We start from the raw sequence: 25,468 nt of genomic DNA, 5'->3' as shown, positions 1-25,468 counted from the left end.
GTCAAAATCTGCATGGTTAATGGCAGGTTATGACACTCTTTGTTTGTTTCCGGACCGTTTGGGCAGCTTGGGGAAGAGCTTCCTGAAACGCACCATGTATGTGGTGAGATTGTTTCCGGTAATGATGAATGTAACGGCCATGATAATCAATATGATTCCGCAGATTAACCGTGGCGTCAGGCTCTCTCCGAAGATGGTTACTCCGAAGAACACGGCTGTCACGGGCTCCAGCGCACCGAGGATGGCTACCGGTGTAGCCCCGATGTATTGGATCGCCTGATTGGTGCAGAGAAAGGATATAGCAGTCGGAAAGATAGCCAATGCGACAAGGCTCCCCCATAAATACCATTTGTCGACCACATGCAGGTTCTGCCCGAAGTCCACACGAACCAGAAACAGAGACAGGCCGAAGAGCAGGACATAGAAAGTCACTTTGAGGGTTGCCACGTCTTTCAGTGCCGGTCGGTTGACGCCTACGATATAGATGGCATAAGAGAGTGCCGATGTCATGACCAGCCCTATCCCAGTCAGGCTAAGCGTAGCTCCATTGCTGCCATTATAGAGCATACCAATGCCGCTTAATGCCAGGAATATGCAAAACACAGTCTGTCGTGTGAGCTTCTCCTTGAATACGACAGCCATAATCAGCGCCACCAGAATGGGGTAGACAAACAGCAGGGTAGAAGCGATGCCTGCTTCCATATAGTTATAGCTCTGGAACAGGGCGAGGGAAGACAAGGCAACCAGCCATCCGAAAAGGATGAGCGGAACTATCTCTTTCCTGTTCAACTTGAAGTTCCTGCCCCGTGCTTTAAGCATGATACCCAGTATGGGGATGGCAAACAGGTATCTGAAGAATAGGACAGAGTCCGGATCCATGCCTTCTTTGTACAGCGGGAGAGTGAAAAGCGGATTCATGCCGTATGTGGCGGCGGCAATGGCTCCTAATGTATATCCTTTGACCTTTGCATTCATAAAATAGATAGATATTGACCTTTAAGTCTGTTTTTTTGTTGTTGGTGTGCAAAGGTAAACCTTCCTTTTGTATCTGCAATGTCCTGAATGGATATTTCTCGGCTTTACCATAGGAATCGTACGAAGCGGAATATAAATCATCAATTGATTATATGAATAATCTTGATTGATACTAATTCGAACTGCGGGGTGAGCCGTTTCGTGTTCGTATCTCTCCGATGATGACGTATCTCTTGAAGTATTGTATGAACACTTAATTTTTTTTAAATTATCTCTGATAGGATTGTTTTTCTCGTGTGAGTTGATATATTTGTGATATCAAAACGATATTAATTAAATCTATTGAAAATGGAAACTAAAGAGAAGAAATTCAGTGGTTTTAAGATGAACGGCTTCTTATGCTTGTTTATTCATCTGGTTGTATTGCCTACACTTATTTATTGTGGGGCTGTCACTTGTACGCCGACGGCAGTTTTGGCCGGTTTGCTTTGTCTTGTTTGGCTGGCTATGTTTGCCGGATATATACAGTTGGAGCCTAATGAGGCCCGCGCTATGGTCTTCTTCGGCAAGTATAAGGGGACGTTTAAGGAGACGGGATTCTTTTGGGTGAATCCTTTTCTGGACAAGAAGAAGCTCTCTTTGCGTGCACGCAACCTGGATGTGGAGCCCATCAAGGTGAACGATAAGATAGGAAATCCGATTCTGATCGGTCTGGTACTGGTCTGGAAACTGAAGGATACGTATAAGGCGATGTTTGAGATCGATTCGCAGACGATGGCTTCTTCGGCAAGTACTACGGGAAATTCCAATCAGCTCAACATTGGCAATGCCGTCGCCAGCCGGATGAATGCGTTTGAGAACTTTGTGAAGATACAGAGTGATGCGGCGCTGCGACAGGTGGCAGGTCAGTATGCTTATGACGACAATGAAGCGGATATTCACGAGCTGACCCTTCGTTCCGGTGGCGATGAAATCAATGAACAACTGGAGCAGAAGTTGAATGAACGCCTGGCTATGGCGGGCATGGAGGTAGTGGAGGCACGTATCAACTACCTGGCTTATGCGCCGGAAATCGCGGCGGTGATGTTGCGTCGCCAGCAGGCATCCGCTATTATCACTGCCCGTGAGAAAATAGTGGAAGGTGCGGTCTCTATGGTGAAGATGGCTTTACACAAGCTTTCCGAAGAGGAGATCGTCGAGTTGGACGAGGAGAAGAAAGCAGCTATGGTCAGCAATTTGCTGGTGGTGCTTTGTGCCGACGAAGCGGCACAGCCGGTTGTCAATACAGGTACGTTGAATCATTAAACGGGAGGATATGAACGTTTCTTTTCTATATAAATGGGCCTTGGTGCTTGGCTTGTTGCTGGGGCATGTGCTGGCAGTGTTTGCACAAGACACAAATATGGATCGTGCCAAGCATGTCTACGAGTTGTTCATCACGGATCAGGCGGACAGCATCCACGCATTGCTGTCTGAGGAGTTGCAGAAGCAACTGTCGCCGGAAGTGTTTAGGGGCATGCTCAGGCAGACAGAACGTCAATTCGGTAAACTTCTCTCCCAAGGGGAGTGGCAGAAAGAGAGCGCGCAGGGCATCACACTCTATTATTCCGACTTGCAGTTTGAGCGATACAGCCTCCGTTTTCTGTTGTCGTTCGATGCCGATGGCAAGATGAATACTATCCGTCTGGTACCCGTACCTGCTACCTCTACAGCGCAACCGTTGGCATACGACAAAGAAAAGATGCTTGAGCGGAGCGTGACGGTTGGCGCGGCAGGATTCAGGCTGCCCGGGACGTTGACGTTGCCCGCCTGTGAGGGAAAACACCCTTTGGTGATTCTCGTGCATGGCTCCGGTCCGCAGGATCGCGACGAAACCATCGGTCCCAACAAGCCTTTCCGTGACTTGGCATGGGGGCTGGCTGCGCGTGGCATTGCAACGTTGCGTTACGAGAAACGTACGAAAGTATATGGCGCCGCTTGTGTGCCCGAAGGCAGGGAGATGGACTATGATACCGAGTGCGTGGATGATGTTGTGGAGACTGTTCGCTGGGCAAAGGCGCAGCCGGACGTTGCCGCTGACAGCGTTTATGTGCTGGGGCATAGTCTGGGGGCTACGCTTGCTCCGCGCATAGCGAAACGGGCCGACGGTGTGGCAGGCATTGTGCTGGTGGCGGCTTTGGCTCGTCCGTTAGAAGATGCTGTCGTCGAACAGACGGCATACGTCTCTTCTTTGACAGATGCTTCGGGCGTTGCCGGACAGCAGATTGAGGATATCAAGCGGCAGGCGGATAATATCAAGAAACTGGGTACGCCGGAATTTGACGACAAGATACCTTTGTTGCTGGGTATTCCTCGTTCTTATTGGGCATTTGCCAATGTTTATAAGCCGGTGGAAGTGGCTGCCGGGCTTGCCCTGCCCATGCTGATCCTGCAAGGTGAGCGTGATTATCAGGTCACGATGGAGGATTTCGGGCTTTGGCGCTTGGGGTTGCTGCGTAATAAGAACGCTTTCTTCAAGTCTTATCCCAAACTCAACCATCTGCTGCAGGAGGGGAGTGGCAAAGCTACTCCGTTTGAGTATTATCGCGAATCGCCTGTGGCTGGCTATGTGATAGAGGATATCGCCTCGTTTATCCGTAACGGAAGCCTGTTGTGATATGGATTCAGACTAAGTTTAAACTAAATTTATAATCGTCAGATAGAATCGTGGCTAAAAAAGATACTTCGACCAAGAGCTTTGTTTTGCGCATAGATGCGGCGACAATGGATGCCATTGAGAAATGGGCAGCCGATGAATTTCGCAGCACAAATGGGCAACTTCAGTGGATCATCGCCGAAGCGTTGAGGAAAAGCGGGCGGATGAAGAAGAGTAAAAATCCTCCTTCTGATTCCTGATGACCTTTAAAGGAGAGGTGCAAAATTCTGTTTGCTATCATAAGGGATGGCATTTCTCTTTATAAATTCCAGTGTAGTAAGCATGTCCTGTTCGATAAATACCTAATTGTGACTATAAAAGGTTTTCATTATACCTTGTTTTAGGGATTGCGCAATTTCTGCAAATGCCCTACTTTTGCATCATCAGATTTTAATGAATTAGTTAGTCATAATTACGTAACCACTTTTATGAAAGAAAAAACACTCCCGCCTTTCCCGATGTGATATCGGGGAAGTACGGGAGTTCTTTTATGGGTAATCTTTTATGGAGCATGCAAGATGTTTCTTATCTGCTCCTCCGAATATGGGATAGTTTGGATTGTCCGTTTCAGGAAATGGGAGATATTCAGGAAATAGGAGATAACTTCTCCTTGATGTCTTTCAGTTCCACCAGTTTGTTGACGATGGCGTAAATGGTGAGACCTGCCGGCGAATGTATTTGCAGCTTGCGCGCAATGTTACGTCGGTGGGTGATGACGGTGTGGATGGAAAGATAGAGCTGTTCGGCTATTGCCTTGTTCGTCATGCCCTTCACTACGCAGGTGATGATTTCCTTCTCGCGTTGGCTGAGTGTCTCCTGCTCATTGTCTTTCTCTTCTTCATTTCCGGTGTGGAGCAGTCGGTTCAGTTTGGCGGCTATCGTCTCTATGTCATCGCAGATGGAGAGATGTTCGTCATACTCTTTGAGTGTATTGCTGTCGATCACCGAACATATCAGTGCCAGGTATTTGATCTCCGCCTTGGCATTTTCAGCCTTGAATGTGGCAATGTCAAACCATCCTCCGAAGTTGGGATTGATGATCAGAATGTCTGGTGCATTCAGATGGATGTAGTTTTGGAGGAATTCCGGTGAAGAGATCTCAATGGGATGCACGTTCAGATTGGGCAGTCGTTTCAACACAGTTGCCAGCCCGCTTCGGATAATGACCGAACTCTCTGCCACCGCAATCTTTATGGAAGAGGTGTTATTGCTCATTTTTCAATCTCCTTTCCAGTTGTGACACTGCCGGAACAAACATGTAGTCTTCCACCTGACAGTGTGAAGCAAGATCATGTTCGCAATTGAAGATGTCGAACAGGACATCGTTGAGCTGGTTGTTGCTCTCTTTTTCAGGATAATATTTGATGATGATGTTTTTCAGTTCAGTCAATTTGGTTTCTATTTGATTGTGCTTGCTGGCAAAAGTGGCGATGTTGTAATTTGGGGTCAGTTTACCTTCCAGCAGTTTCTCTACGTAGGTGAATACCGCTTCGTTTTCATACTCCATGTGTCGGCGTACTTCCTTGGCATATTCATCAAAGAATTTCAGGATGAGATAGGCTATATTGTCGGTTCCCGAACAGTCGATGGCTTCGATGAGTTTGCGGCGGATGACGGGCAGCTTGAAATCGAGGAAATAGGTATGTGCCTGTTTCAGATACTCCATCAGTGCGGGGATGGAAAAGGCATCTTCATTATAGGTGTGTGCATACTGTTCTTCGCTGATGAAGTTGGCTACGGCAAGGAAAGTGCGGTAGTCTACATTCTGTGCTTCACAGACATCTTTCACACTCTTGTCTCCGAAGCCTAACGAAAGTCCGAAGCGGCTCATGACCATCAGCAGGGAGTAGTTGTCGCAGATGAGGTCGCTCATTTTGTCTGTAGCGTTGTACTTATGCGGTTCGTTCATTACAAATGTTCCTTTCTTTTTTAGTTATTCGTGCGCAAAGAAACAGTTTTTCTTCGAAACACACAATCGCTATTTATAGGTATTTTTTTAAGGTGGAGAGTACTTTTGTATGAGCCGCAATAACCCAAGATGAGGCTTGCTTTAGCGTACAGTTTGTCAACACTCATTTCATTGCTTCTCCGAACGCTTTTGGCAGGGTATACGTATACTATATGCTGAAGTCTCATAATGTAGTGGCTAAAGTTCACGTTTGTGTCGCTAAACCTTAGCTTTGTCATGCTAAACCTTAGCTTTGACCAAAGTAATTGAAAGGTATCATTGCATGCAAACTAAAAGCTTTAGTTTCTTTTAACGATAAAAAATAGTTTAGTAACTAAATAATTTAGTTCTTTGCGAAAACAAATGAAGAAACAATGAAAGGATTGACTGCTAAAGAAGAAGAAATCATGGGATTTTTCTGGGAGAAAGGTCCGCTGTTTGTGAAAGAGATGCTGGCATTTTATGAAGAACCGAAGCCGCATTTCAATACATTGTCTACGATTGTGAGAGGTCTGGAAGATAAAGGGTTTCTGTCTCATAAAGTGTATGGCAATACATATCAGTATTATGCAGTGGTGGATAAGGAAGATTTCAGTAAGAAGACCTTGAAGGGGGTGATCTGCAAGTACTTTAATAATTCTTATCTCAGTGCTGTCTCTTCGCTGGTGAAGGAGGAAGACATTTCGCTGGATGAGCTGAAACAACTGATAGCCGAAGTGGAAAAAGGTACAAAATAAAAGCGGGAATAGATATGGGAATTTTCTTTGTCTATATACTGAAATCATCAGTTTGCCTGGCGGTGTTTTATCTGTTCTACCGCCTGTTGTTGAGCCGCGAAACGTTTCATCGTTTCAACCGGATGGCGTTGCTGGGCATACTGTTGCTCTCGTGCCTTTTGCCGCTGGTGGAGGTGACTGTGGAGAAGCAGACGGAGGTGCATCAGACGATGATGAACTTGGAGCAATGGCTTATGCTGGTGGACGGGCTGGATGCGGCAACTGCTTCAGGTGAACCGGTGAAGGAAGTGACGGTGACATGGATACAGGTGGCATTGCTGATATATTGGGCAGGCATTCTGTTTTTTGTTTTCCGAAATATGTGTTCTTTGATGAAGTTGCTTGCCACGTTAAGAGCGGGTAGGAAAGAAGACCTTGGAAAGTATATGGATGGCAAAGAGAAGGTGACTCTGATTGTACACGGTCAGGATATGGCTCCGTTCAGTTGGATGAAGTATATCGTTATCTCTCGGAAGGATCTGGATGAGAATGGGCGGGAGATACTGATCCACGAACTGGCGCATGTGCAGAACCGGCATTCGTGGGACTTGCTGGTGACGGACATCTGCATCTTTTTCCAGTGGTTCAATCCGGCTTCGTGGTTATTGAAGCAGGAGTTGCAGAACATTCATGAGTATGAGGCGGATGAAACGGTGATCGAAAAAGGCGTTGATGCGAAACAATATCAATTATTATTAATAAAAAAAGCTGTCGGCACAAGGCTCTACTCTATGGCCAACAGCTTTAATCACAGTAAACTTAAAAAACGTATCACTATGATGTTAAAAGAAAAATCAAGTCCGTGGGCTAAGTTGAAGTATTTGTATATGCTTCCTGTAGCCGCTGTTGCAGTCACTGCGTTTGCTCGTCCGGAAATCTCTGAGACGACCGAAGAGATTGCAGGTGTCAAAGTTAATGATTTAACGGCAATTGTGAAAACAAAAATCACAAAAACTGAAGAAGAGGTTCTGCCGGCAAATACAGAGCGAATGAATACTACCATATTGAAGGATACGGTAGAGCCTGTAAAGGTGATGTACATTCCGTCAGAAGTGGAAGAAGAGTTGAAAGGTACTCCGGTGGCAGTCACTGAGAGGACTACACGGATGCCTGAATTTCCAGGTGGAGGGATGACGGCTGCACTGGAGTATATTCAGAAGAATATGCGTTATCCGGAATCTGCAAAAAGCAAAGGTATAGAAGGGCGTGTGATGGTGCATTTTGTTGTTGACAAGGATGGAAATGTGACAGACCCTAAAGTGCTCCGCGGAGTAGATGCAGACCTGAATGCCGAAGCCATCCGTTTGGTAAAGTCGATGCCCAAGTGGAATCCTGGTATGGAGAAGGGACAGGCAGTAGCGGTGAAATATACATTGCCTATACTCTTTAACTTGGGAGAGGAACAGAAGACAAATACTCTGGTCGTAAAGGGAGTGGATTCAGACAATCTGTTGACTCGGACTGAAAACCCGCCTTTGTTGATAGTGGATGACAAAGAGGTTACTCCGTCGATAATGTCTGCTTTGGATCCCAATAAAATAGTAGGCATGACTGTGCTGAAAAACGAGGATGCCAATAATTTGTATGGCGCTAAGGGAAAGAATGGCGTCATTCTGATTGACCTGGAAGGAGGCAAGAGGTCTGTCGCTTTATTAAACAAGAGTTCGGTAGTTAGTGTACCGGGTGTAGGTGCTGTCCAATTGGCCAATAGGCAGGCAGAATGGACGGATGTGGATGTCTTTGTTGATGGCGAGAAGATTGATTTGGATGGTAAGGCATTGGATGAAGTCGTATCTCCCGGCAAAATAAAGAGCATCAGTGTGGAAAAAGGGGTAGAAGATACGGATAAAAAGAAGAGTTATAAGGGGAAGATTTACATCACAACCCAAGGAAACAGGCCGGCTATTGCCGAAGATGAAATATGGGTTGAAGGAATTGTACAGGATAAGGAGGGGGAACCTGTCATTGGGGCTACCGTCTTAATTGAAGGAACAAGCAGAGGAACAGTTACCGACAGGGATGGACGTTTTGTTATCCCTGCTGAAAAAAAGGCTAAGTTGGTTGTTTCTTATGTGAACATGAAGAGTGCCAAGGTGAAAGTGGCACCGAAGATGACAATTGCTTTACAAGACGAATAATAGTTTGTTTTCTCTAACGGAAATGAGGGTGTGTCATAATGCCCAAATTGAAAGAATCCCCCTGCCACAGCTATTTGTAGCAGGGGGATTTTCTCAAAAAAAGGAGTTCTGACACATCCTCGTTTTTTTTTATGCTTGAGTCATTACCTGTTATTTCTCATTCCAAAGTGGCAGAATGGAGGTATGCCAATATCTCCGCCTCTTGTTCCGGATGGAACCATCGGAGTTCTTCATCCCGTTTGAACCATGTCATCTGCTTGCGCGAGTAGATGCGGGAGTTCTGCTTGATCTTCTCAATGGCAAACGGCAATGTCCATTCACCGTCCAGATACTTGAATATCTCTTTATAACCGACCGTATTCAGCGAGTTAAGGTGCTTGTGTGGATAGACACTGCGTGCCTCTTCCACCAGTCCGTCTTCTATCATCTGGTCCACCCGGCTGTTGATGCGTTCGTAGAGTTCTTCCCGGTCACGTGTCAATCCGATCTTGATGATGCGGAAAGGACGTTCTTTTTTTTGCTGGGTACGAAAAGAGGTATAGGCCTTTCCTGTCATATAACATATCTCCAAGGCATGGATCACACGCTTGGGATTTTTCAGATCTACAATCTTATAATATTCAGGATCCAGCAATTTGAGTTCGGCACAGAGGCTTTCCAAGCCTTCCGTTTCATATTTGTGTAGCATCAGCTGGCGCGTATCGGTGTCCACGGTAGGGATGTCGTCAATACCTTTACATACGGCATCTACATACATCATCGAACCGCCTGTCAGCAGTACGGTGTCGTGTTCGGCGAACAACTTTTCGAGGAGTTGCATCACTTCCGATTCATATTGGGCGGCACTGTAATAGTCGGTCAGTCTCAGTGTGCCTACGCAGTGGTGCTGCACACGTTGCAATTGTGCGGGGGTAGGAGCTGCTGTACCTATCTTCAAATCGGCATAAAGCTGACGTGAGTCGGCTGAGACAATACATGTGTGAAATTGTTCCGCCAAGCGGAGGCTTAATTCTGTTTTGCCTACTCCGGTAGGGCCGATAAGTACGATGAGCGTGTGCATGGGATAGTTTTTGAGTTGATAAGTTTATGAGTTGATGAGTTTAACTTGTAACTCGTAACTTGTAACTCGTAACTCGTACTTGTAAACTCATCAACTCAAACTTTAATATCTGTCTTCGTCGTAAGGATTGCCTCCGGCACCCTCGTCCAGACCTCCGAAACCGTCTCTGTCGAAGTCTTCCATATCGAAATCCTGGTCGCCGTAGAAGTTCTCGTCCAAGTCGAGCGAACTGCTGCCTGCGGCCATCTCTTCAAAGTCGATCACTTGTTTGGGAGCGTCGCCTTCTTTCTTGGTACACTTGGCATTTTTGATTTCTTTTCCGGTGATGATTTCCGACAATTCGATGAAGAAGCAACGCTCTGTCATGTAGTCGAATACGTAGAGCAACTTCTGCTTCTCGTCTTCCACCAGTTCGCTGAGGCGGGTCTCTTTCATTATCCAGCTGTCCATTTCCGGATTGTCATCCATCTCCTCCAAGGTGATCTCTTTTTCTTTTTCCCAGTCATCATCGCAGATGAAGAAAGAAGTCATCTGGTCGTTCGTGTATCCTGTTGATTTCAGAATAGCTTCGTGGAAATCGTAAAATGTAGCTTCCGGGTCTATCTGTATTTCTCTGACAAAGTCGTCCACTTCATCAGAGATGATTGTAAATCTGTAGATCATAAGGATTTATGAATTATGAATTATAAATTATGAATTATGGATTATGAATTGTGGTTTTGATTCAGCTGATAGGCAATAAATCATAAAACACAATTCATAAATCTTCTCATTTTCCCGCGGGGATGATACCTCGTGCCGATTCGCGTATAAAGTTTACAATATAGCTTATTTCAGGAGTCATTTCCATCTCCTCCTCAATTCTCTTCAAAGCATCGGTGGTGTTCAGTCCGCTTTGATAGATGACGCGGTAGGCATTATGGATTTGCTCGATGGTTTCGTTGGAGAAACCACGGCGACGTAATCCTACGATGTTGATTCCGGCATAGCAGATGGGTTCACGCCCGGCAATGATATACGGGGGAACGTCTTTGCTGAACCGGCACCCACCTTGTATCATGCCATATCCGCCTACACGGCAGAACTGGTGCATCAAGACGCCGGCACTGATGATGGAATTGTCGTCGATGATAATTTCACCTGCCATTTTGGTGGAATTGCCGATGATACATCCGTTGCCTACAATGGCATCATGCGCTACGTGCACGCCTTCCATCAGCAGGTTGTTGTTGCCGACCACGGTTTTGCCCTTGGCGGCTGTACCCCGGTTGATGGTTACGTTTTCACGTATCGTGTTGTTATCGCCTATTTCAGCGGTGGTTTCTTCTCCTCTGAATTTCAGGTCCTGAGGAATGGCACCGATGACTGCTCCGGGAAAGATGGTGTTTCCATTGCCGATACGTGCGCCATACAGAATGTTGGCGTTTGCCATAATCTTGTTGTTATCGCCGATTACCACATTCTTGTCGATGAAAACAAAAGGAGCAATCTCTACGTTTTCCCCGATTTTTGCTTCGGGATGAATATACGCTAAGGGACTTATCATGTTGTTCAATTTTGAATTATGAATGGTTAATTATGAATTATGAATTTTGAATTCAAAATTCATAATTAACTTACTTATTCTTCACTATTTGTGCCATGAACTCGGCTTCGCAAACTACCTTTTCGCCTACGAATACGTAGCCTTTCATGGTAGATACGCCGCGACGTATGGGAGCCATCAGCTCTACGCGGAAGATCAGCGTATCGCCCGGCACGACTTTCTGGCGGAACTTCACACCATCTATTTTCAAGAAGTAGGTGGAGTAGCGTTCCGGTTCGTCCACGGAGTTCAGTACGAGCAATCCGCCGGTCTGTGCCATGGCCTCTACTTGCAGCACACCGGGCATTACGGGCTCCTGCGGGAAGTGGCCTTGGAAGAAAGGCTCGTTGGCGGTGACGTTCTTCACACCTACGATGTAGTTGGCACCGATTTCGATGACCTTGTCCACTAACTGGAACGGATAACGGTGGGGCAGGAGTTCGCGGATGCGGTTGACGTCCATGATGGGTTCGCGGCTACAGTCGTAGGTAGGAGCCTGAATCTCGTGCAGACGGATCTCCTTGCGCATCTGGCGGGCGAACTTGTTGTTGATGGTATGTCCCGGACGGGTGGCGATGATGCGTCCTTTAATGGGTTTGCCTATCAATGCCAAGTCACCGATGATGTCAAGTAGCTTGTGGCGTGCACATTCGTTGGGCCATACCAGCGGTTTGTGGTTGATGTAGCCCAGTTGTTTGGCATCCATGTGGGGTACTCCCATCACATCGGCGAGCTTGTCGTAGTTCTCCTGCGACATTTCGCGTTCGTAGATGACGATGGCGTTGTCTAGGTCACCGCCTTTGATGAGACCTGCCTGTAGCAGCGGCTCTATCTCGCGTACGAATACGAAGGTGCGGCTGGCGGCGATCTCGTCTTTGAACTTCGTCATGTCCTCCAGCGTGGCAAACTGGTTGGGGAGGATGTCCGAGTCGTAGGAAATCAGCACATTCAGGCTGAAGCTCTCGTCGGGCAACACAATGATGGAAGAGCCGGTGGCTTCGTCGCGGAACTCGATTTTAGACTTGATGATATAGAAATCCTTCACGGCACTCTGTTCGACGGTGCCTACGCGTTCTATCTCGTTGACATAGTACTGGGCACTTCCGTCCAGAATCGGAAATTCCGGTCCGTTTACTTGTATCAAGCAGTTGTCAATACCCAATGCATAGAGGGCTGCCATGCCATGCTCTACGGTGCTTACCTTTACTCCGTTTTTGGAGAGCACGGTGCCGCGGGTGGTCTCGGTTACGTTGTCTGCAACGGCATCAATCGTAGGTTGTCCTTCCAAGTCCATGCGTTGAATCTTGTATCCGTGATTGTCCGGAGCAGGATTGAAAGTAACGGTCAGGTTAAGTCCCGTATGAAGACCTTTCCCACTGAGTGAAAAGCTGTCTTTTAGAGTCTTTTGTTTCAACATTGGTTACTTATTTAATTGTTGTTTTAGTTCATTCAGTTCTTTGCGGAGGGCATTCAGCTCCATGTACATGTCCGGCAACTTGCGGAAGACTGCCTGCGACTTGAAGTAGGGCTTCATCTCCATGGGGGGCGTGCCGATCAGCTGGCTACCATCCTTCAGGCTGCCCGGTACGCCGGACTGTGCGCCGAGGTTCACCTTGTTGCCGATGTGGATATGTCCGGCGATGCCTACCTGTCCGCCAAACATGCACCATTCGCCCACCTTGGTGGAACCGGCAATGCCTACTTGGGCGGCCATCACGGTGTGCGAGCCGATTTCGTCGTTGTGTGCCACTTGCACCAGGTTGTCCAGCTTCACGCCACTATGTACGATGGTGGCTCCCATTGTGGCGCGGTCTACGCAGGTGTTCGCACCGATCTCCACGTTGTCTTCCAGAATGGTGATGCCTATTTGGGGGATTTTCTCATATCCTTCGGGGGTGGGGGCGAAGCCGAAGCCGTCGGCGCCGATGACGCAGCCGGCATGCAGAATGCAACGGTTTCCTACACGGCAGTCGTGATAGATGGTGGCGTTGGCGTAAATAATACAGTCACTGCCAACTTTTGCGCCGCTTCCGATGGTGGCGTGCGGATGTATCACTGTGTTGTCGCCCACTTCTGCGTGGTCGCCAACGCAGGCGAAGGGCGCGATGTAAACATCTTTGCCGATTTTTGCAGTCTCGGCAACAAATGCCAGCGGGTCGATTCCTACCCGTTTGGGTTTGCTTTGCTCATAAAGATTCAGCAATTTGGCAAGACTTTCGTAGGCGTTTTCAACTTTTATCAGAGTAGTTTTTACTTCTTGTTCCGGGACAAAGTCTTTGTTTACCAGGACAATACTGGACTGGGTCTCGTACAGGTAGGGGGTATATTTCGGATTGGACAAGAAGGAGATGGCTCCCGGTATTCCTTCTTCGATCTTGGCGAAGGTGTGTACGGTAGCGTTTTCATCTCCAACAATTTCTCCTTGGATAAATGTTGCAATTTGTTTAGCAGAGAACTCCATATGTTATTCTTGTTAGATGGTTTCAAAACACAAATAACGGACTTTTTTTTTATATTTCCTTATTCTGAGGTGAATATTTTATACTTACTTGTGTATGCGTTGGTAGCATAAGTAGTACTTTTTTACTTTCTTGGACAGGAGCGATATGTTGAGCATGTCCGATGCTTGGGCGATGTTCTTGATGCTGCCGTCGTTGAAGAGGATGTCGATGCTGTCGTCAGCTTCGTCGTACATGTTCTTCTCGATGCTGGGGGTAGAGATGAAGTAGCCGGCTTCGGGGAGGGAGATGTCCAGTTGCTTGCTGATTTGCAGGGTCAGTTCCTGTTTCCGTTCTTCGCGGATGGGTTCGGTGGATATCTCTACTTTGAAGAGATTTCGGTTGATCATGCCGGTGCTCAGGGTGGAGAGTACCTTGTCCGGGTGGCGGCTCCAGACTTTGAGGGCGGTCCAGATGTCGTTGTCGTCCAGTTGGATGAAGTTTTCCAGTGACTCGGGATTGTTGTAGAAGGCTTCGCGGTTGATGTCGTTGTAGAGGAAGTACTTCAGTGCGGGCGAGGCGAACAGTTCCATGCCTTGTCCGGCGAGTTCTTTGGCGCGGAGCAGGGCGTTGATCAGCATTCTTTCGTAGGCTACGGATGTCTTGTGCAGGTAGACTTGCCAGTACATCAGGCGGCGGGCGGTGAGGAAGTTTTCGATGGAGTAGATGCCTTTGGCTTCGACTACGAGGTGGTCGTCTTTCACGTCGAGCATCTTGATGATGCGGGCGGAGCCGATGTTTCCTTCGCTCACGCCGGTGTAGAAGCTGTCTCGGCGCAGGTAGTCGAGTCGGTCCATGTCCAGCTGTCCGCTGACGAGTTGGTGGAGGAAGCGTTTCGGGTATTCGTCTTTGAAGATCCGGATGGCGAGGGTGAGTTGGTTGTTCATCTCTTTGTTGATGCGTTCCATCAGCATCAGTGAGATGTCTTCGTGTGATACGCCGCGCACGATGGTGTTTTCCAGTACGTGTGAGCAGGGTCCGTGTCCGATGTCGTGCATCAGGATGGCGGCTTCGACGGCTTCGGCTTCGCTGTCGAAGATGAAGTTTCCCTTGGCGGTGAGGTGCTGGATGGCTTCGCTCATCAGGTAGAAGGCGCCCAGGGAGTGCTGGAATCGGGTGTGTTGGGCGCCGGGGTAGACGACGGAGGAGAGTCCGAGCTGCCTGATGCGGTTCAGGCGTTGCAGGAGGGGATGCCGCAGGATGTCGTATAGCAGTCCTTTGGGGATGTTGATGAACCCGAAAACGGGGTCGTTGATGATTTTTCGTTCGTAAGACATGGCTAAGTGTTTGTCTGCAAAGGTAATGTTTAAAATAGAATTTTTCTTATTAATGGGGGAAGTTTTCGGTTTTTGTCACGGCTCTTTCTTTTTTATGGGGTGCGGGGGCGGCGGGTTGTAAATGGTGAGGGGACGTGTTGCATATTGCGGGGCGGCGGGTTGTAGGTTTGGTGTGGGCATACGAACCTAACAATGCAAGTATAACGGGGCGGAAAACGGCGGATTAACATCCGGTAACACACTGGCGCCACAGTGTGTTAATGTTACAGCTCCGTTTTAACTCCGTTCTCTAAGAACGAAGGTGCGACGAAGGTACGACGAAGGTAGAACGAAGGCAGAGTGGCGGAAGAAGGGTGGAAAACGGGTGGAAAAAGGGCGAAAAAAGGGTAAATGGATTAATTTAATTTAACTGGTTTTCGTGAACCGTTCTTCCGGACGGAGGTCGCGGAAGTATAGTGGGAGGTTATAATCTCTGTTATGTGCCGTGGTCGGCTAACTTCTTGTTGTGTTATGGTTTCAAATGACGAACCCGTGATATGATCCGTAAACCGCATCACATCACGGGCATTATCTGTCAGTTTATTCTTTTTTATCTGCCAGTTTCTTTTTTCTTTTCTGTCAGTTTAATCTTTCTTCTCTTCTGTCGTTGCCGGGCGTGCGATGCCATCTTCTTCGCAGCGTTTCTGCATGTGTGCGATGCGTTTCTGCGTTTCAGGATGCGAAGAGAACATCTTTTGGATGTAGCTCTGTTTGTTGCCGGAGCCGCCTTCCAAGTTCATCAGCTTTTCGAAGGACATGACGATACCCCACGGGTTTCTTCCTTTTGCCACCAGGAAGTCATATCCGCAGTCGTCTGCCTCGTTCTCCTGTTTCTGCGAGAACTTGGCGTTCATGAGTGATTGGCCCAATGTACCGAGTTGAGATTCTGTAAGGGCTGCCACTTTGCCTCCCGTAGAGGCTATTGCATCCTTGAGGGCACCTGTGAGAAGCTCGTTCTTGAAAGCATTCTTGGAGTGGCGTTTGAGTACGTGGCCGATTTCGTGGCCGATCACTCCCATCAGTTCGTCATCATTCATGATGTCCATGAGTGAGGAGAATACGCGTACGCTTCCGTCCGGACATGCAAAGGCGTTGACGTCGATGACGTCGTACACCTTGAAGTTCAAAGGTATGCCGTCGGCGTCGGTAATGCCTTCGGTGAGTTTTCTAAGACGCTGTGTGTAAGGGTTATCCTCGGGAGGTACGGGATTATGTTCATCCATCCAATCCACAGATTCTTTGACGTAAGCCGCCATCTGTTCGTCTGTAAGGGTAAATGCCTGTACGGCTTTGGCTGCTCCGCCTATTGCTTTCTTTATGTTGAACTGTGCATAGGCCGGACTGACGAAGGCAACGAATGCCATAGCCATGAAAGTTTTAGAAATCATTTTTTTCATATCGTTTATAATATTATATTGATAACGGCTGCAAAAGTACAAAATAATAGTAGAAATGAGAATAGAATGCCTCATTTATATCGATAATAAGGTATGATCTTCGTCTTGTTCCATATATCTTTAGTTGTATGTTTGGTGCGGCTACTCCAAGGGGCGTACTACGCGGCACGGATTGCCCAAGGCAAGCACGCGGGGCGGGATGTCTTTCGTCACCACGCTGCCTGCACCGATAACGGCTCCTTCGCCAATCGTCACCCCGGGCAGTACGACCACGTTGGAGGCTATCCATACATTGTTGCCGATGTTGATGGGGAGGGCACGCATGATGCCCGCGTTGCGCTGCTCGGCATCGAAGGCATGGACGATGGTGCACAGGCTGGTGTTGGGACCAATGAAAACGTGGTTGCCGATGCGCACTTCTGCTTCGTCCAAGATGGTCAGGTGGAAGTTGCCCACAAAGTGGTCGCCTATGTGGATGTTTGTGCCGAAGTCGCAGTGGAAAGGGCTATGGACGATGGGCGTCTGGCCGACATGTCCGAACAGTGTCCGGATGATCTGTTCCCGTTCGGCGCGTCGGGAGGGAGGCAGTGAGTTCAGTTCGAAGCATTTCTCTTCGCAACGGGTCAGTGCCTGGAGGATGTCGTCAGTGAAGCCGTTCATCCATTCGCCCGAATGTAGCAGGGCGAAGTGGTCTGTTGTTTGTTTCTCCATGTTATTGTTCGGGGGACATTATAAAAAGGAGTTATCGGAAGTTCACGAGGAATGACAACTCCTTCTTTTAATCAATATTAGAGCCTGTTTAAATTTTCTTCAAAAAGTTTTTTATTCAGCTTCTTTAGAGTTTCTTTTCGGTCTGTTTTTCTGTTTTTATTCGTCACATAGCCCGCTATGCTCCTCATAAAAACAGAAAAACATCCTCAAAAAGAACTCTCAAAAGAAGGCTGAACAAAATTTAAACAGGCTCTTAAAGTATTGCCTTCAGCTGTTCTGCCATTTGTGCCTGCACCTCTTGGGCTGCTTTCCGGCTGGCGGCGGCGAAGTTTTCTGTCTTATCCACATAGATGATGCCGCGGCTGGAGTTTACGATCAGACCGCATTCCTTCGTCATGCCATACTTGCAGACCTCTTCCAATGAGCCGCCTTGTGCACCTACGCCGGGCACGAGCAGGAAGTGGTGGGGAACAATCTTGCGGATGTCTTCGAAGGCGCGGCCCTGCGTGGCACCTACCACGTACATCATCTGTCCGTCGTTGGCCCACTTCTGGCTCTTGCGCAACACCTTCTCGAAGAGGCGTTCGCCCTGCGGGTCTTCCGTCAGCTGGAAGTCGTGCGAACCCTTGTTGCTGGTCAGGGCAAGCAGGATGACCCATTTGCCTTCGTAGTTGAGGAAGGGCGTGACGCTGTCCTCGCCCATGTAGGGGGCAACGGTGACGGAGTCGATGTTCAGTTCCTCGAAGAACGTGCGTGCATACATGGCAGAGGTGTTGCCGATGTCGCCGCGTTTGGCATCGGCGATGATGAACTGGTCGGGGTAGTTCTGCTTGATGTAGTTCACGGTCTTCTCGAAAGCGATCCAGCCTTTCACGCCCATGCTCTCATAGAAGGCGAGGTTGGGCTTGTAGGCGATGCAGAGGTCTGCCGTGGCATCGATGATGGCTTTGTTGAAGGCGAAGATGGGGTCTTCTTCCTTCAGCAGGTGTTCGGGAATCTTCTTGATGTCGGTGTCCAGACCTACGCAGAGAAAAGATTTCTTGCGCTTGATGTTTTCAAATAATTCTTGTTTGTTCATAAGGATATATATTTTTGTTTGTTTAATGGTTATTTCTTGAGGTGCATGCCGGAGAAAGTCAGTCTCATAAATTGTTCTCCGGTAGTGTCGTCCGTATATGAGTTCAGGTAGAAGTAGGTCAGCATGAACTTGTCTCCTACGCGGTTGCAGCGGAGGGGCTGCGGCGACAGGTTGTACAGCTTGTCCCATTTGCGCAGGTCCTGAAGGGATACGTAGGCAGTGTCTGCGCTGGCTTCGCCGATCTCTTCGGTCTCTTCGCAGGTCGCTTTGCTGGTTTCGTCGCTCTTTTCGGTCGTCTCGTCGTCATAGGTACGCAGGGCGAAAGCAAGCGTGTCCGACTTCAATGCCCGCAGGTGGATCGTATCTTTGGCGTTGTCGTACAGTACAAGCTTCGTATATCCTTCGGAAATGTCCAACGGATTCATTGTCTTGCTGAGTCTGTTGCTGTAGCTATAATACCTGCCCTTCGAACCGATAAACTCTTTCTCTCCATCTTCTCCTTCTACAGCTATCTCATGCATGACGATGGTGTCTTCCTTTATGTACTCTTCTGCTGCCCAATAACGGATGTCCTTGCTTACCAGTCGGTGAATGTTCCGGTCGCGGTAGAAGTCATCCAGTTCTCTTAACCGGCTGTTCAGTGCCAGCGCCTCCTCCTTGGGCAATGTCTTCAGCCAGTCGAGGTATTGCTCGTCGTTCATGGGTAGCGTGCCTGGGTAGTCACGCTCCATTTTGCCCTCTACTGCTTTCAGCAGATAGTTGTGTGAGAGGCTTGCATAGTTCACAGGCAGTGCGGACGTCAGTATGAAGAGCCCGGCAAACGAGAGGGGTATCCAGTGGATGCGGCGTGCCTTGCTGGCAAGCAGCCCAATGCAGATCACGTAGAACCAACCGTTCAACGTGACAAGATAAAGCCGGTTGAGTGTAAGGCCGTAATCGTTGAAGCGGCGTGCGATACCTACGGTCATCAGCAGGAGCAGCGGAAGGATGAACAGCGGTAACTTGCGTGCCACCCATTGGTCGAACGGACGGTTCTCTTTCAGCCGGACGGAGTAAAGCCCAAACTCTATGGCAATGAGCAATACCATCAGTGCCGTCACCAGTTTCGATACCCATCCATTGGGCAGTTCCCACAGGAAGAGGATGCGGGCGATGTAGGCATATAGCACGGCAAGATAACTCATCGTGAGCGGCAGGAAGATGTAACGCAACGCCTTGTTCCAGAATGAGGAGGGGTTGGGAGTGCGGTCATGTTTCCGTTCGCCTTGCGGCAGTAACCCGAGAAAGAGCAACGGGGCGAGCAGTACACAACATAAGTAACCGATGTAGGCGTAACATTTATAACTGACAGGGATGCCGAAGAATGCCTCCAGCGAAGCAAGCAGCAGGCTGATGCCGCCCCAAAGTAGCAGTCCCACAAACTGGGTGATGAAGAAAGTGTTGATAAGCCATTGGGCAAACTTGTTGCTTGCCACGTCGTTCTTCTCCCGCCAGAACGGGAGGTAGAAGAGGGCAACGGTCAATGCCAGCAGCAGGGAGGCGTGGGTAAGTCCTTTCTCTACGAAGAACGTCTGTGTATGGATAAGGTGGTAGATGTAGGCGGCATCGGCAAACAATAGGGCATGCATTATGCTTTGCACGCTCAGTTTCAAGCGTTGGCTCTTTACTTCCTCGCTCCACAGGTGCAGCGTGAGCGAAAGCAGTGCGCCTACAGAGAAATAGTAGGTGAGTGTGCCTTGCATGGCTTGGCTTCCTTTCCATTCGTTGGCGGTGCAATAAATGAGGTAGACAGTGAGGGAGAAAAGGAAACATACGGTGACCGGGAAGCGTTTCCAACAGGTACGGAAGGCTTCGGAAGCACTCTTCAAGAGTTGTGCTGTTTTGGCTTGCAATGGTTTCATGACGCGTATTTTTTTAGTTTCTAAAAGTTCTATTTGAAGAGCTAACTCCTTAATTCTTCAAATAGAACATACTTTAAATCCTTCCTATAATTCGCTTTCCTTCAGCCTTTCCGCATTCTCTGCCACGGTCAGGTGGTCGATGCAGTCCTGAATATCTCCGTCCATGAAGGCGGCGAGGTTGTAGATGGTATAGTTGATGCGATGGTCGGTGATGCGTCCTTGCGGGTAGTTGTAGGTACGTATCTTTGCCGAACGGTCGCCGGTAGAGACCATGGTCTTGCGTTTGGAGGCGATGTCGTCGATGTACTTCTGGTGCTCCTTGTCGTAGATAAAGGTGCGCAGGCGCGAGAGGGCACGCTCCTTGTTCTTGGGTTGGTCGCGCGTTTCGGTACATTCGATGAGGATTTCTTCGACCACGCCTGTGAGCGGGTTCTTCCAGTTGTAGCGCAGGCGCACGCCCGATTCCACTTTGTTCACGTTCTGTCCGCCGGCACCGCCGCTTCGGAAGGTATCCCATTTTATCTCACCTTCGTTGATGACTACGTCGAACTCTTCGGCTTCGGGAAGCACAGCCACGGAAGCGGCAGAGGTATGCACGCGTCCTTGGGTCTCGGTGGCAGGCACCCGTTGCACGCGGTGTACGCCCGATTCATATTTCAGTGTACCATACACATTATCCCCCGTCACAGAGCAGACGATTTCCTTGAAACCGCCGGCGGAACCTTCGTTGGCGCTCGATACTTCCAGGTGCCAGCCCTTGATGTCGCAGTACTTGCTGTACATGCGGAACAGGTCTCCGGCAAAGATGGCAGCCTCGTCGCCTCCCGTTCCGCCACGTATTTCAAGGATGGCATTGCGGCTGTCTTGCGGATCGGCGGGGACAAGCAGCAACTTGATCTGCTCTTCCAGTTCCGGTTGGCGTGTCTGGCAGGCATCCAGTTCTTCGCGTGCCATCTCGCGCATCTCTTGGTCGGTTTCGTTGGCGATGATCTCTTTTGCCTCTTCGATGCCGTTCAGCACTTGAATGTACTCTTTGCGTGCTTCCATCAGGTCGCCCAGTTCTTTGTACTCTTTGGTGAGCTTGACGTAACGTTTTTGATCGGCAATGACTGCCGGGTCTGTAATCAGAGTGGAGACTTCCTCGAAGCGTGCTACAAGTCCGTCCAGCTTTTCTAATATTGTATTGTTTTCTGCCATATTTATTCAGCCAATCTTCTTATCCATTTATATTTTAAGGTCGCCATCCGGTAGGTAATCACTACCCATCCCATCAGGGCAAGTACGCCGACGCCCTTGCGCAGGAAGTTTCTTTCTCCCCAAGTGTCCATCAGAAAGGTGAATATGCCAAGCAGGCAAGACATGCTTACCAGTACGCAAAGGCTGACGATGATTTTCTTTTTCATGCTTATTCGCTTTAGTATTCTTGTTATTATAGACCTTGGATCTGATTCGTCATGAGGGGCACTGAATGTGAGGATTACCACAATCTGCCTTCCAGCCACCACGCCAACAGTGCCGCCAATGCCAGATAGGCGATGACGAGCCATATCCACGTTTTACGGGAGAAGCGGTTCTTCTCCCGTTTTTCTGCGGGGCAGAAGTAGATACTGCCAACGTAGGATGCCGTCAGTCCAGGGAACAGATAGCTGGCGAACTTGAGGAAAGGGAAATCCAGCCAATAGGCTATAACGAGGAGTGCCCCGTAGATCCCCACGATGCCTATAAGTATCAGGCAACCTTCATGGTCTCTTTCCTTCATGTTCTCTTTTCGTATCAGGCGATTAGTAACGGAATTCTCCGAACTCGCTCTTGATAATCAGTTCTTTCTTGTCGTTCTCTTCGATGCGGCCGATGATCTGTGCGTCGATGTTGAAGCTCTTGCTGATGGCAATCACCTCTTCGGCATGTTCGGGAGAGAGGTACACTTCCAGACGGTGACCCATATTGAATACCTTGTACATTTCGCTCCAATCCGTGTCGCTCTGCTCCTTGATGGCCTTGAACAAGGGAGGTACGGGGAAGAGGTTGTCTTTGATGACGCGGCAGTTGTCGCCCACGAAGTGCAACACCTTGGTCTGTGCGCCGCCGGAGCAGTGCACCATTCCATGAATCTCAGGACGAAGGGCATCGAGCAGCTTCTTCACTACCGGAGCGTATGTGCGGGTGGGGGAGAGAACCAGCTTTCCGGCATCCAGCGGACTGCCCTCTACGCTATCTGTCAGTTTCAGTCCGCCGCTGTAGACCAGCTCTTCGGGTACGGCCTTGTCATAGCTTTCGGGGTATTTCTCGGCGAGGTACTTGGCAAATACGTCGTGGCGTGCCGAAGTCAGTCCGTTGCTGCCCATGCCGCCGTTGTACTCTTTCTCGTAAGTGGCCTGTCCGTATGAAGCCAAGCCGACAATCACGTCACCCGGACGGATGTTGGCATTGTTGATGACATCACTCCGTTTCATGCGGCAAGTAACGGTGGAATCTACGATGATGGTACGTACCAAGTCGCCTACATCGGCTGTCTCACCGCCGGTGGCATATACGCCTACGCCCATTTCGCGCAGTTCGGCAAGCAGTTCGTCTGTGCCGTTGATGATGGCAGAGATTACTTCGCCGGGCACGAGCAACTTGTTACGTCCGATGGTGGAGGAGACCAGGATGTTGTCTACGGCACCTACGCAGAGCAGGTCGTCAATGTTCATGATCAATGCATCTTGTGCGATGCCTTTCCAAACACTCAGGTCGCCTGTCTCTTTCCAGTACATGTAAGCCAGGCTCGACTTGGTGCCTGCACCGTCGGCGTGCATGATGTTGCAATATTCTGGGTCGCCGCCCAAAATGTCGGGGATAATTTTGCAGAATGCTTGTGGGAAAATACCCTTGTCGATATTCTTGATGGCGTTGTGCACATCTTCTTTAGACGCGCTGACACCGCGCATCATGTATCTTTGGTTACTCATGAGTTGATATGTTTTTTCAATTGAATGCGCAAAAATAGTGATTATTTTGCTTACTGCCTTGAGTTTGCATAAGAATTTGCCGAATTGACACGGCTCTTCTGTCTATCTCTTGTGTACCTAAATGCTCTGTGTTCAGGTAAGTCACATCCTTCACCGTCTGTTCGCCTTGCAGCAGGGCATTGAGGAAACTGATGAGCAGTTCCTTGTTCAGTTCTGTCCCGAACAGTTTTTTAAAGCCGAAATCGGTGTAGGGGTTAATATAGCGTTCCTGTAATCCTTCACTTCCCATAATGCTTGCTTTAAGTATTGTGATGGCAAATGTTGAGAAAAACAATGAGATAACCGCCTTATTTACTGAAGAAAAGTCGATTTTTGGGTGGAAACAAGGCGGTGGTGTGGTGAGTTTGCTTGTTAGCAAAAGGCGGGAGGTTATTCTCGCACGCGTACGCGAGCGCAGGCGCGTATTTTCTTAATTTTTTCTTAAGGCTTGTTACACACACATTTTATAATAATAGGAGGGTAGCCCCCCTACCTATAACTACATTTGTGTGTAACACATAAATAAAAAAATATAAGAAAACAGATATCATCAATCAGATGATTAACTTCCACTCCATATTCCTGCAACTGCAATTATGAAGTAGTCTATGCATAGGCATACGTGCTGTTGAAGGAAGGATACAAGTACTGGCACAAGGGGAGGAAATTAGGGAGATGAATAGGCTGACTACGCAGATATTGGTATTGTCTTTGAAGAAATACGGGTTCAAGACAAGAAGGGACAGATAGGGAAGCGTGGAGTATCAAGTCGTGGACCGGATGGAGGGAGAGATTCAGAGAGAATGGAAAATGGAAAGGGGAAAATGAAGAGTTGAGCTTACGAAATTTGAGCTATAGAATAACAATATATGTAACGGGTGATAAGAATATATGTAATGCGGCATTACATATATTCTTATCACCCGTTACATATATTGGCATTTTCTTTACAAACTTAAGAACTTATCAATTTGAAAAATGTAAACTCAAAACTCATTCGTAAAGACTATACCATCATTCTTTAGGGTCGTAATTTGTTCTTCGAACGAAATCTGGGGTTGGTTGTACTGGATTGCTGTTGCCATAAAACAAAACACTCACCCTGAGCGTGCTGTCTTTATCTCAATTTTACTATTTACCTATAATTTCCCAATGACCACCTTTATTAGGTCCAACTCGTTTAACAACACCTGTATCTTGAAGATGTTTCATATTAGAAGCAACCCAACGGCGAGATACGCCATTTTTTTCAGCTATCTCAGAAAGGGTTGCATTAGGATTATTCCTAATTTCATTGATGATTTGTAGTGCAGTTTCTGGTGCACTTTGTAGTGCAGTTTTTAGTGAACCTCGTTTAGAAGCTTTTAGTGTACCATCTTTGTGTGCTATGTCTGCGATAATATTTCCAGCAGCTTCATGGCAAGGAATGGTTATTCTAAAGAAGGTTCGTTCCTCATCTGTAACTACAGCAGCTCGGGGTGAGCCATTATTCTCCAAAACATTCTGAATGGTAGGGATACCTGTACTGCGACCCTCTGTCAAATCCAATTCTTTCAGATATTCGCCAAGTCTACGATTACGATAACGTTTAGATACTAAGATTTCACATCTTGAAATATCAGCAGCAGATATGCTTCTATCAGGACCACCAACATTTTGTATAGTGATTCCTTGAGGTTCTATAGTAATAACCACTGGTTCCCATTCACGATAATCTCTATGATAGAGTGAGTTTGTTACACTCTCCTCCAATGCTTGATATGGATAAGTGACAAACTATTGACTCCTACTACTATCCTTGGGCTTTATCACCGTCTGCATAACAAGCATACGATTCAGGTATTCCAGTGTTCTGTCAATTATCTGAGTGATGGAACCCTTAATTACAGGACCTTCGTATAAGTTGTTGGGATTATTTAATCGTCCTTCTGGGAAATATACAACTTCAACTTGTGTACGTTTAAATAATTTGCTTGGGTCTTCACAGAACATCATAGCTGTTACATTTCTAAGCATACGATTTTCCTTAGGACCAACATACAAATCCATTTGCTCCAATATATTTTCGAGAGGTTTTGTATATAGTTCATTGGCAAGTTTGCTACCTACCTTCACCAAATATTCTCGTAACAACAGCGTTGAAATATCCTCTATCTTAATATTTGGATTTCCACGTTCGTCAAATGGTACGCGACTTGCTAATTTTATTGTCGGTCGGTAAGTCGAAAAATAATTAAGTTGCCGATATGGAATGTGGTTCTTATTTAAAGGAACGGTATTCATATTAACCATTCCCAAACATGTATTTTAGAGGTCAAACGAACAATTTATTTAGTAAATCATCACTAAGTACATGACAAAAATTTGAAAACATCGAATTTTGGGGTATAAGTCGGACGC

Annotated in this window: 24 protein-coding genes and 1 pseudogene; 5 read left to right on the top strand and 20 right to left on the bottom strand. The window is 47.8% G+C overall.

From position 1 onward, the window contains the following. Window positions 1-27 precede the first annotated feature (27 nt). On the bottom strand, window positions 28-975 hold the full coding sequence (locus QZ323_RS05900; protein WP_294633614.1) for a DMT family transporter: 948 nt from the start codon (window positions 973-975) through the stop codon (window positions 28-30). Between the two features lie 348 nt (window positions 976-1,323). Between QZ323_RS05900 and QZ323_RS05895 the strand changes: the two genes are divergently transcribed. From QZ323_RS05895 to QZ323_RS05885, 3 genes are read left to right on the top strand one after another with little or no spacing between them, the layout of a single operon-like run. After that, a complete protein-coding gene (locus QZ323_RS05895) occupies window positions 1,324-2,280 on the top strand; it encodes an SPFH domain-containing protein (protein ID WP_294633612.1) in 957 nt (318 codons plus the stop codon). Window positions 2,281-2,290: 10 nt separating this feature from the next. Further along, complete coding sequence (locus tag QZ323_RS05890; RefSeq protein WP_294633610.1) at window positions 2,291-3,631, top strand: alpha/beta fold hydrolase; 1,341 nt, start codon at window positions 2,291-2,293, stop codon at window positions 3,629-3,631. Between the two features lie 50 nt (window positions 3,632-3,681). Continuing rightward, window positions 3,682-3,870: a DNA-binding protein gene (locus tag QZ323_RS05885; protein ID WP_294633608.1), complete on the top strand. Its 189-nt coding sequence runs from the start codon at window positions 3,682-3,684 to the stop codon at window positions 3,868-3,870. Window positions 3,871-4,255: 385 nt separating this feature from the next. Here QZ323_RS05885 and QZ323_RS05880 read toward each other — a convergent pair whose 3' ends face one another. Further along, entirely contained in the window at window positions 4,256-4,885 is a 630-nt protein-coding gene (locus tag QZ323_RS05880) for a response regulator transcription factor (protein ID WP_294633607.1), read from the bottom strand. Further along, the gene (locus QZ323_RS05875; protein ID WP_294633605.1) at window positions 4,875-5,579 is read right to left on the bottom strand and encodes a hemerythrin domain-containing protein; all 705 of its coding nucleotides are present in this window, start codon (window positions 5,577-5,579) and stop codon (window positions 4,875-4,877) included. Before QZ323_RS05875 ends, QZ323_RS05880 begins: the two co-directional genes overlap by 11 nt. A 413-nt stretch (window positions 5,580-5,992) precedes the next feature. On the opposite strand from QZ323_RS05875, the gene QZ323_RS05870 reads away from it, so the two are divergent. Both QZ323_RS05870 and QZ323_RS05865 read left to right on the top strand, forming a co-directional pair. Continuing rightward, a complete protein-coding gene (locus QZ323_RS05870) occupies window positions 5,993-6,355 on the top strand; it encodes a BlaI/MecI/CopY family transcriptional regulator (RefSeq protein ID WP_294633603.1) in 363 nt (120 codons plus the stop codon). A 14-nt stretch (window positions 6,356-6,369) separates the two neighbouring features. Then, on the top strand, window positions 6,370-8,532 hold the full coding sequence (locus tag QZ323_RS05865; RefSeq protein WP_294633601.1) for a TonB family protein: 2,163 nt from the start codon (window positions 6,370-6,372) through the stop codon (window positions 8,530-8,532). 157 nt (window positions 8,533-8,689) lie between these two features. Here the strand turns inward: QZ323_RS05865 and miaA are convergent, their stop codons facing one another. The 17 genes and pseudogenes from miaA to QZ323_RS05780 form a co-directional block, all read right to left on the bottom strand. Continuing rightward, window positions 8,690-9,592: a tRNA (adenosine(37)-N6)-dimethylallyltransferase MiaA gene (miaA, locus tag QZ323_RS05860; RefSeq protein ID WP_294633599.1), complete on the bottom strand. Its 903-nt coding sequence runs from the start codon at window positions 9,590-9,592 to the stop codon at window positions 8,690-8,692. Between the two features lie 102 nt (window positions 9,593-9,694). After that, window positions 9,695-10,255, bottom strand: a complete 561-nt coding sequence (locus QZ323_RS05855) for a hypothetical protein (protein ID WP_294633598.1) — start codon at window positions 10,253-10,255, stop codon at window positions 9,695-9,697. Window positions 10,256-10,361: 106 nt separating this feature from the next. Then, window positions 10,362-11,138: an acyl-ACP--UDP-N-acetylglucosamine O-acyltransferase gene (gene lpxA / locus QZ323_RS05850; protein ID WP_294633596.1), complete on the bottom strand. Its 777-nt coding sequence runs from the start codon at window positions 11,136-11,138 to the stop codon at window positions 10,362-10,364. Window positions 11,139-11,208: 70 nt separating this feature from the next. After that, complete coding sequence (locus QZ323_RS05845) at window positions 11,209-12,594, bottom strand: bifunctional UDP-3-O-[3-hydroxymyristoyl] N-acetylglucosamine deacetylase/3-hydroxyacyl-ACP dehydratase (RefSeq protein WP_294633594.1); 1,386 nt, start codon at window positions 12,592-12,594, stop codon at window positions 11,209-11,211. A gap of 3 nt (window positions 12,595-12,597) precedes the next feature. Beyond that, window positions 12,598-13,638: a UDP-3-O-(3-hydroxymyristoyl)glucosamine N-acyltransferase gene (lpxD, locus tag QZ323_RS05840; RefSeq protein WP_294633592.1), complete on the bottom strand. Its 1,041-nt coding sequence runs from the start codon at window positions 13,636-13,638 to the stop codon at window positions 12,598-12,600. A gap of 84 nt (window positions 13,639-13,722) precedes the next feature. After that, window positions 13,723-14,952 (bottom strand): HD domain-containing protein, encoded by a 1,230-nt coding sequence (locus tag QZ323_RS05835; RefSeq protein ID WP_294633590.1) that lies wholly within the window; start codon window positions 14,950-14,952, stop codon window positions 13,723-13,725. 623 nt (window positions 14,953-15,575) lie between these two features. Beyond that, window positions 15,576-16,388, bottom strand: coding sequence for a M48 family metallopeptidase (locus QZ323_RS05830; RefSeq protein WP_294633589.1), 813 nt, complete (start codon window positions 16,386-16,388; stop codon window positions 15,576-15,578). A gap of 141 nt (window positions 16,389-16,529) precedes the next feature. Beyond that, window positions 16,530-17,099: a sugar O-acetyltransferase gene (locus QZ323_RS05825; RefSeq protein WP_363174846.1), complete on the bottom strand. Its 570-nt coding sequence runs from the start codon at window positions 17,097-17,099 to the stop codon at window positions 16,530-16,532. 253 nt (window positions 17,100-17,352) lie between these two features. Then, on the bottom strand, window positions 17,353-18,177 hold the full coding sequence (gene pyrF, locus QZ323_RS05820) for an orotidine-5'-phosphate decarboxylase (protein ID WP_294633587.1): 825 nt from the start codon (window positions 18,175-18,177) through the stop codon (window positions 17,353-17,355). Window positions 18,178-18,206: 29 nt separating this feature from the next. Further along, complete coding sequence (locus QZ323_RS05815) at window positions 18,207-20,078, bottom strand: DUF4153 domain-containing protein (protein WP_294633586.1); 1,872 nt, start codon at window positions 20,076-20,078, stop codon at window positions 18,207-18,209. A gap of 84 nt (window positions 20,079-20,162) precedes the next feature. Further along, entirely contained in the window at window positions 20,163-21,275 is a 1,113-nt protein-coding gene (prfA, locus tag QZ323_RS05810) for a peptide chain release factor 1 (protein WP_294633584.1), read from the bottom strand. A 2-nt stretch (window positions 21,276-21,277) separates the two neighbouring features. Then, the gene (locus QZ323_RS05805; protein WP_294633583.1) at window positions 21,278-21,481 is read right to left on the bottom strand and encodes a hypothetical protein; all 204 of its coding nucleotides are present in this window, start codon (window positions 21,479-21,481) and stop codon (window positions 21,278-21,280) included. Between the two features lie 74 nt (window positions 21,482-21,555). Further along, entirely contained in the window at window positions 21,556-21,837 is a 282-nt protein-coding gene (locus tag QZ323_RS05800) for a hypothetical protein (protein ID WP_294633581.1), read from the bottom strand. A 22-nt stretch (window positions 21,838-21,859) separates the two neighbouring features. Continuing rightward, a complete protein-coding gene (locus QZ323_RS05795; RefSeq protein ID WP_294633580.1) occupies window positions 21,860-23,029 on the bottom strand; it encodes an AIR synthase-related protein in 1,170 nt (389 codons plus the stop codon). Window positions 23,030-23,117: 88 nt separating this feature from the next. Further along, window positions 23,118-23,318: pseudogene (locus QZ323_RS05790) on the bottom strand (PD-(D/E)XK nuclease family transposase); the annotation flags it as partial. Window positions 23,319-24,199: 881 nt separating this feature from the next. After that, window positions 24,200-24,820: an ATP-binding protein gene (locus tag QZ323_RS05785; RefSeq protein ID WP_294633578.1), complete on the bottom strand. Its 621-nt coding sequence runs from the start codon at window positions 24,818-24,820 to the stop codon at window positions 24,200-24,202. 24 nt (window positions 24,821-24,844) lie between these two features. Beyond that, window positions 24,845-25,360 carry a hypothetical protein gene (locus QZ323_RS05780; RefSeq protein ID WP_294633577.1) on the bottom strand — a complete coding sequence of 172 codons (516 nt, stop codon included), beginning with the start codon at window positions 25,358-25,360 and terminating at the stop codon, window positions 24,845-24,847. Window positions 25,361-25,468: the final 108 nt, after the last annotated feature.

This window comes from uncultured Bacteroides sp. (assembly GCF_910585845.1).
GTDB lineage: Bacteria > Bacteroidota > Bacteroidia > Bacteroidales > Bacteroidaceae > Bacteroides.
This window is presented reverse-complemented; position numbering and strand designations above follow the sequence as displayed.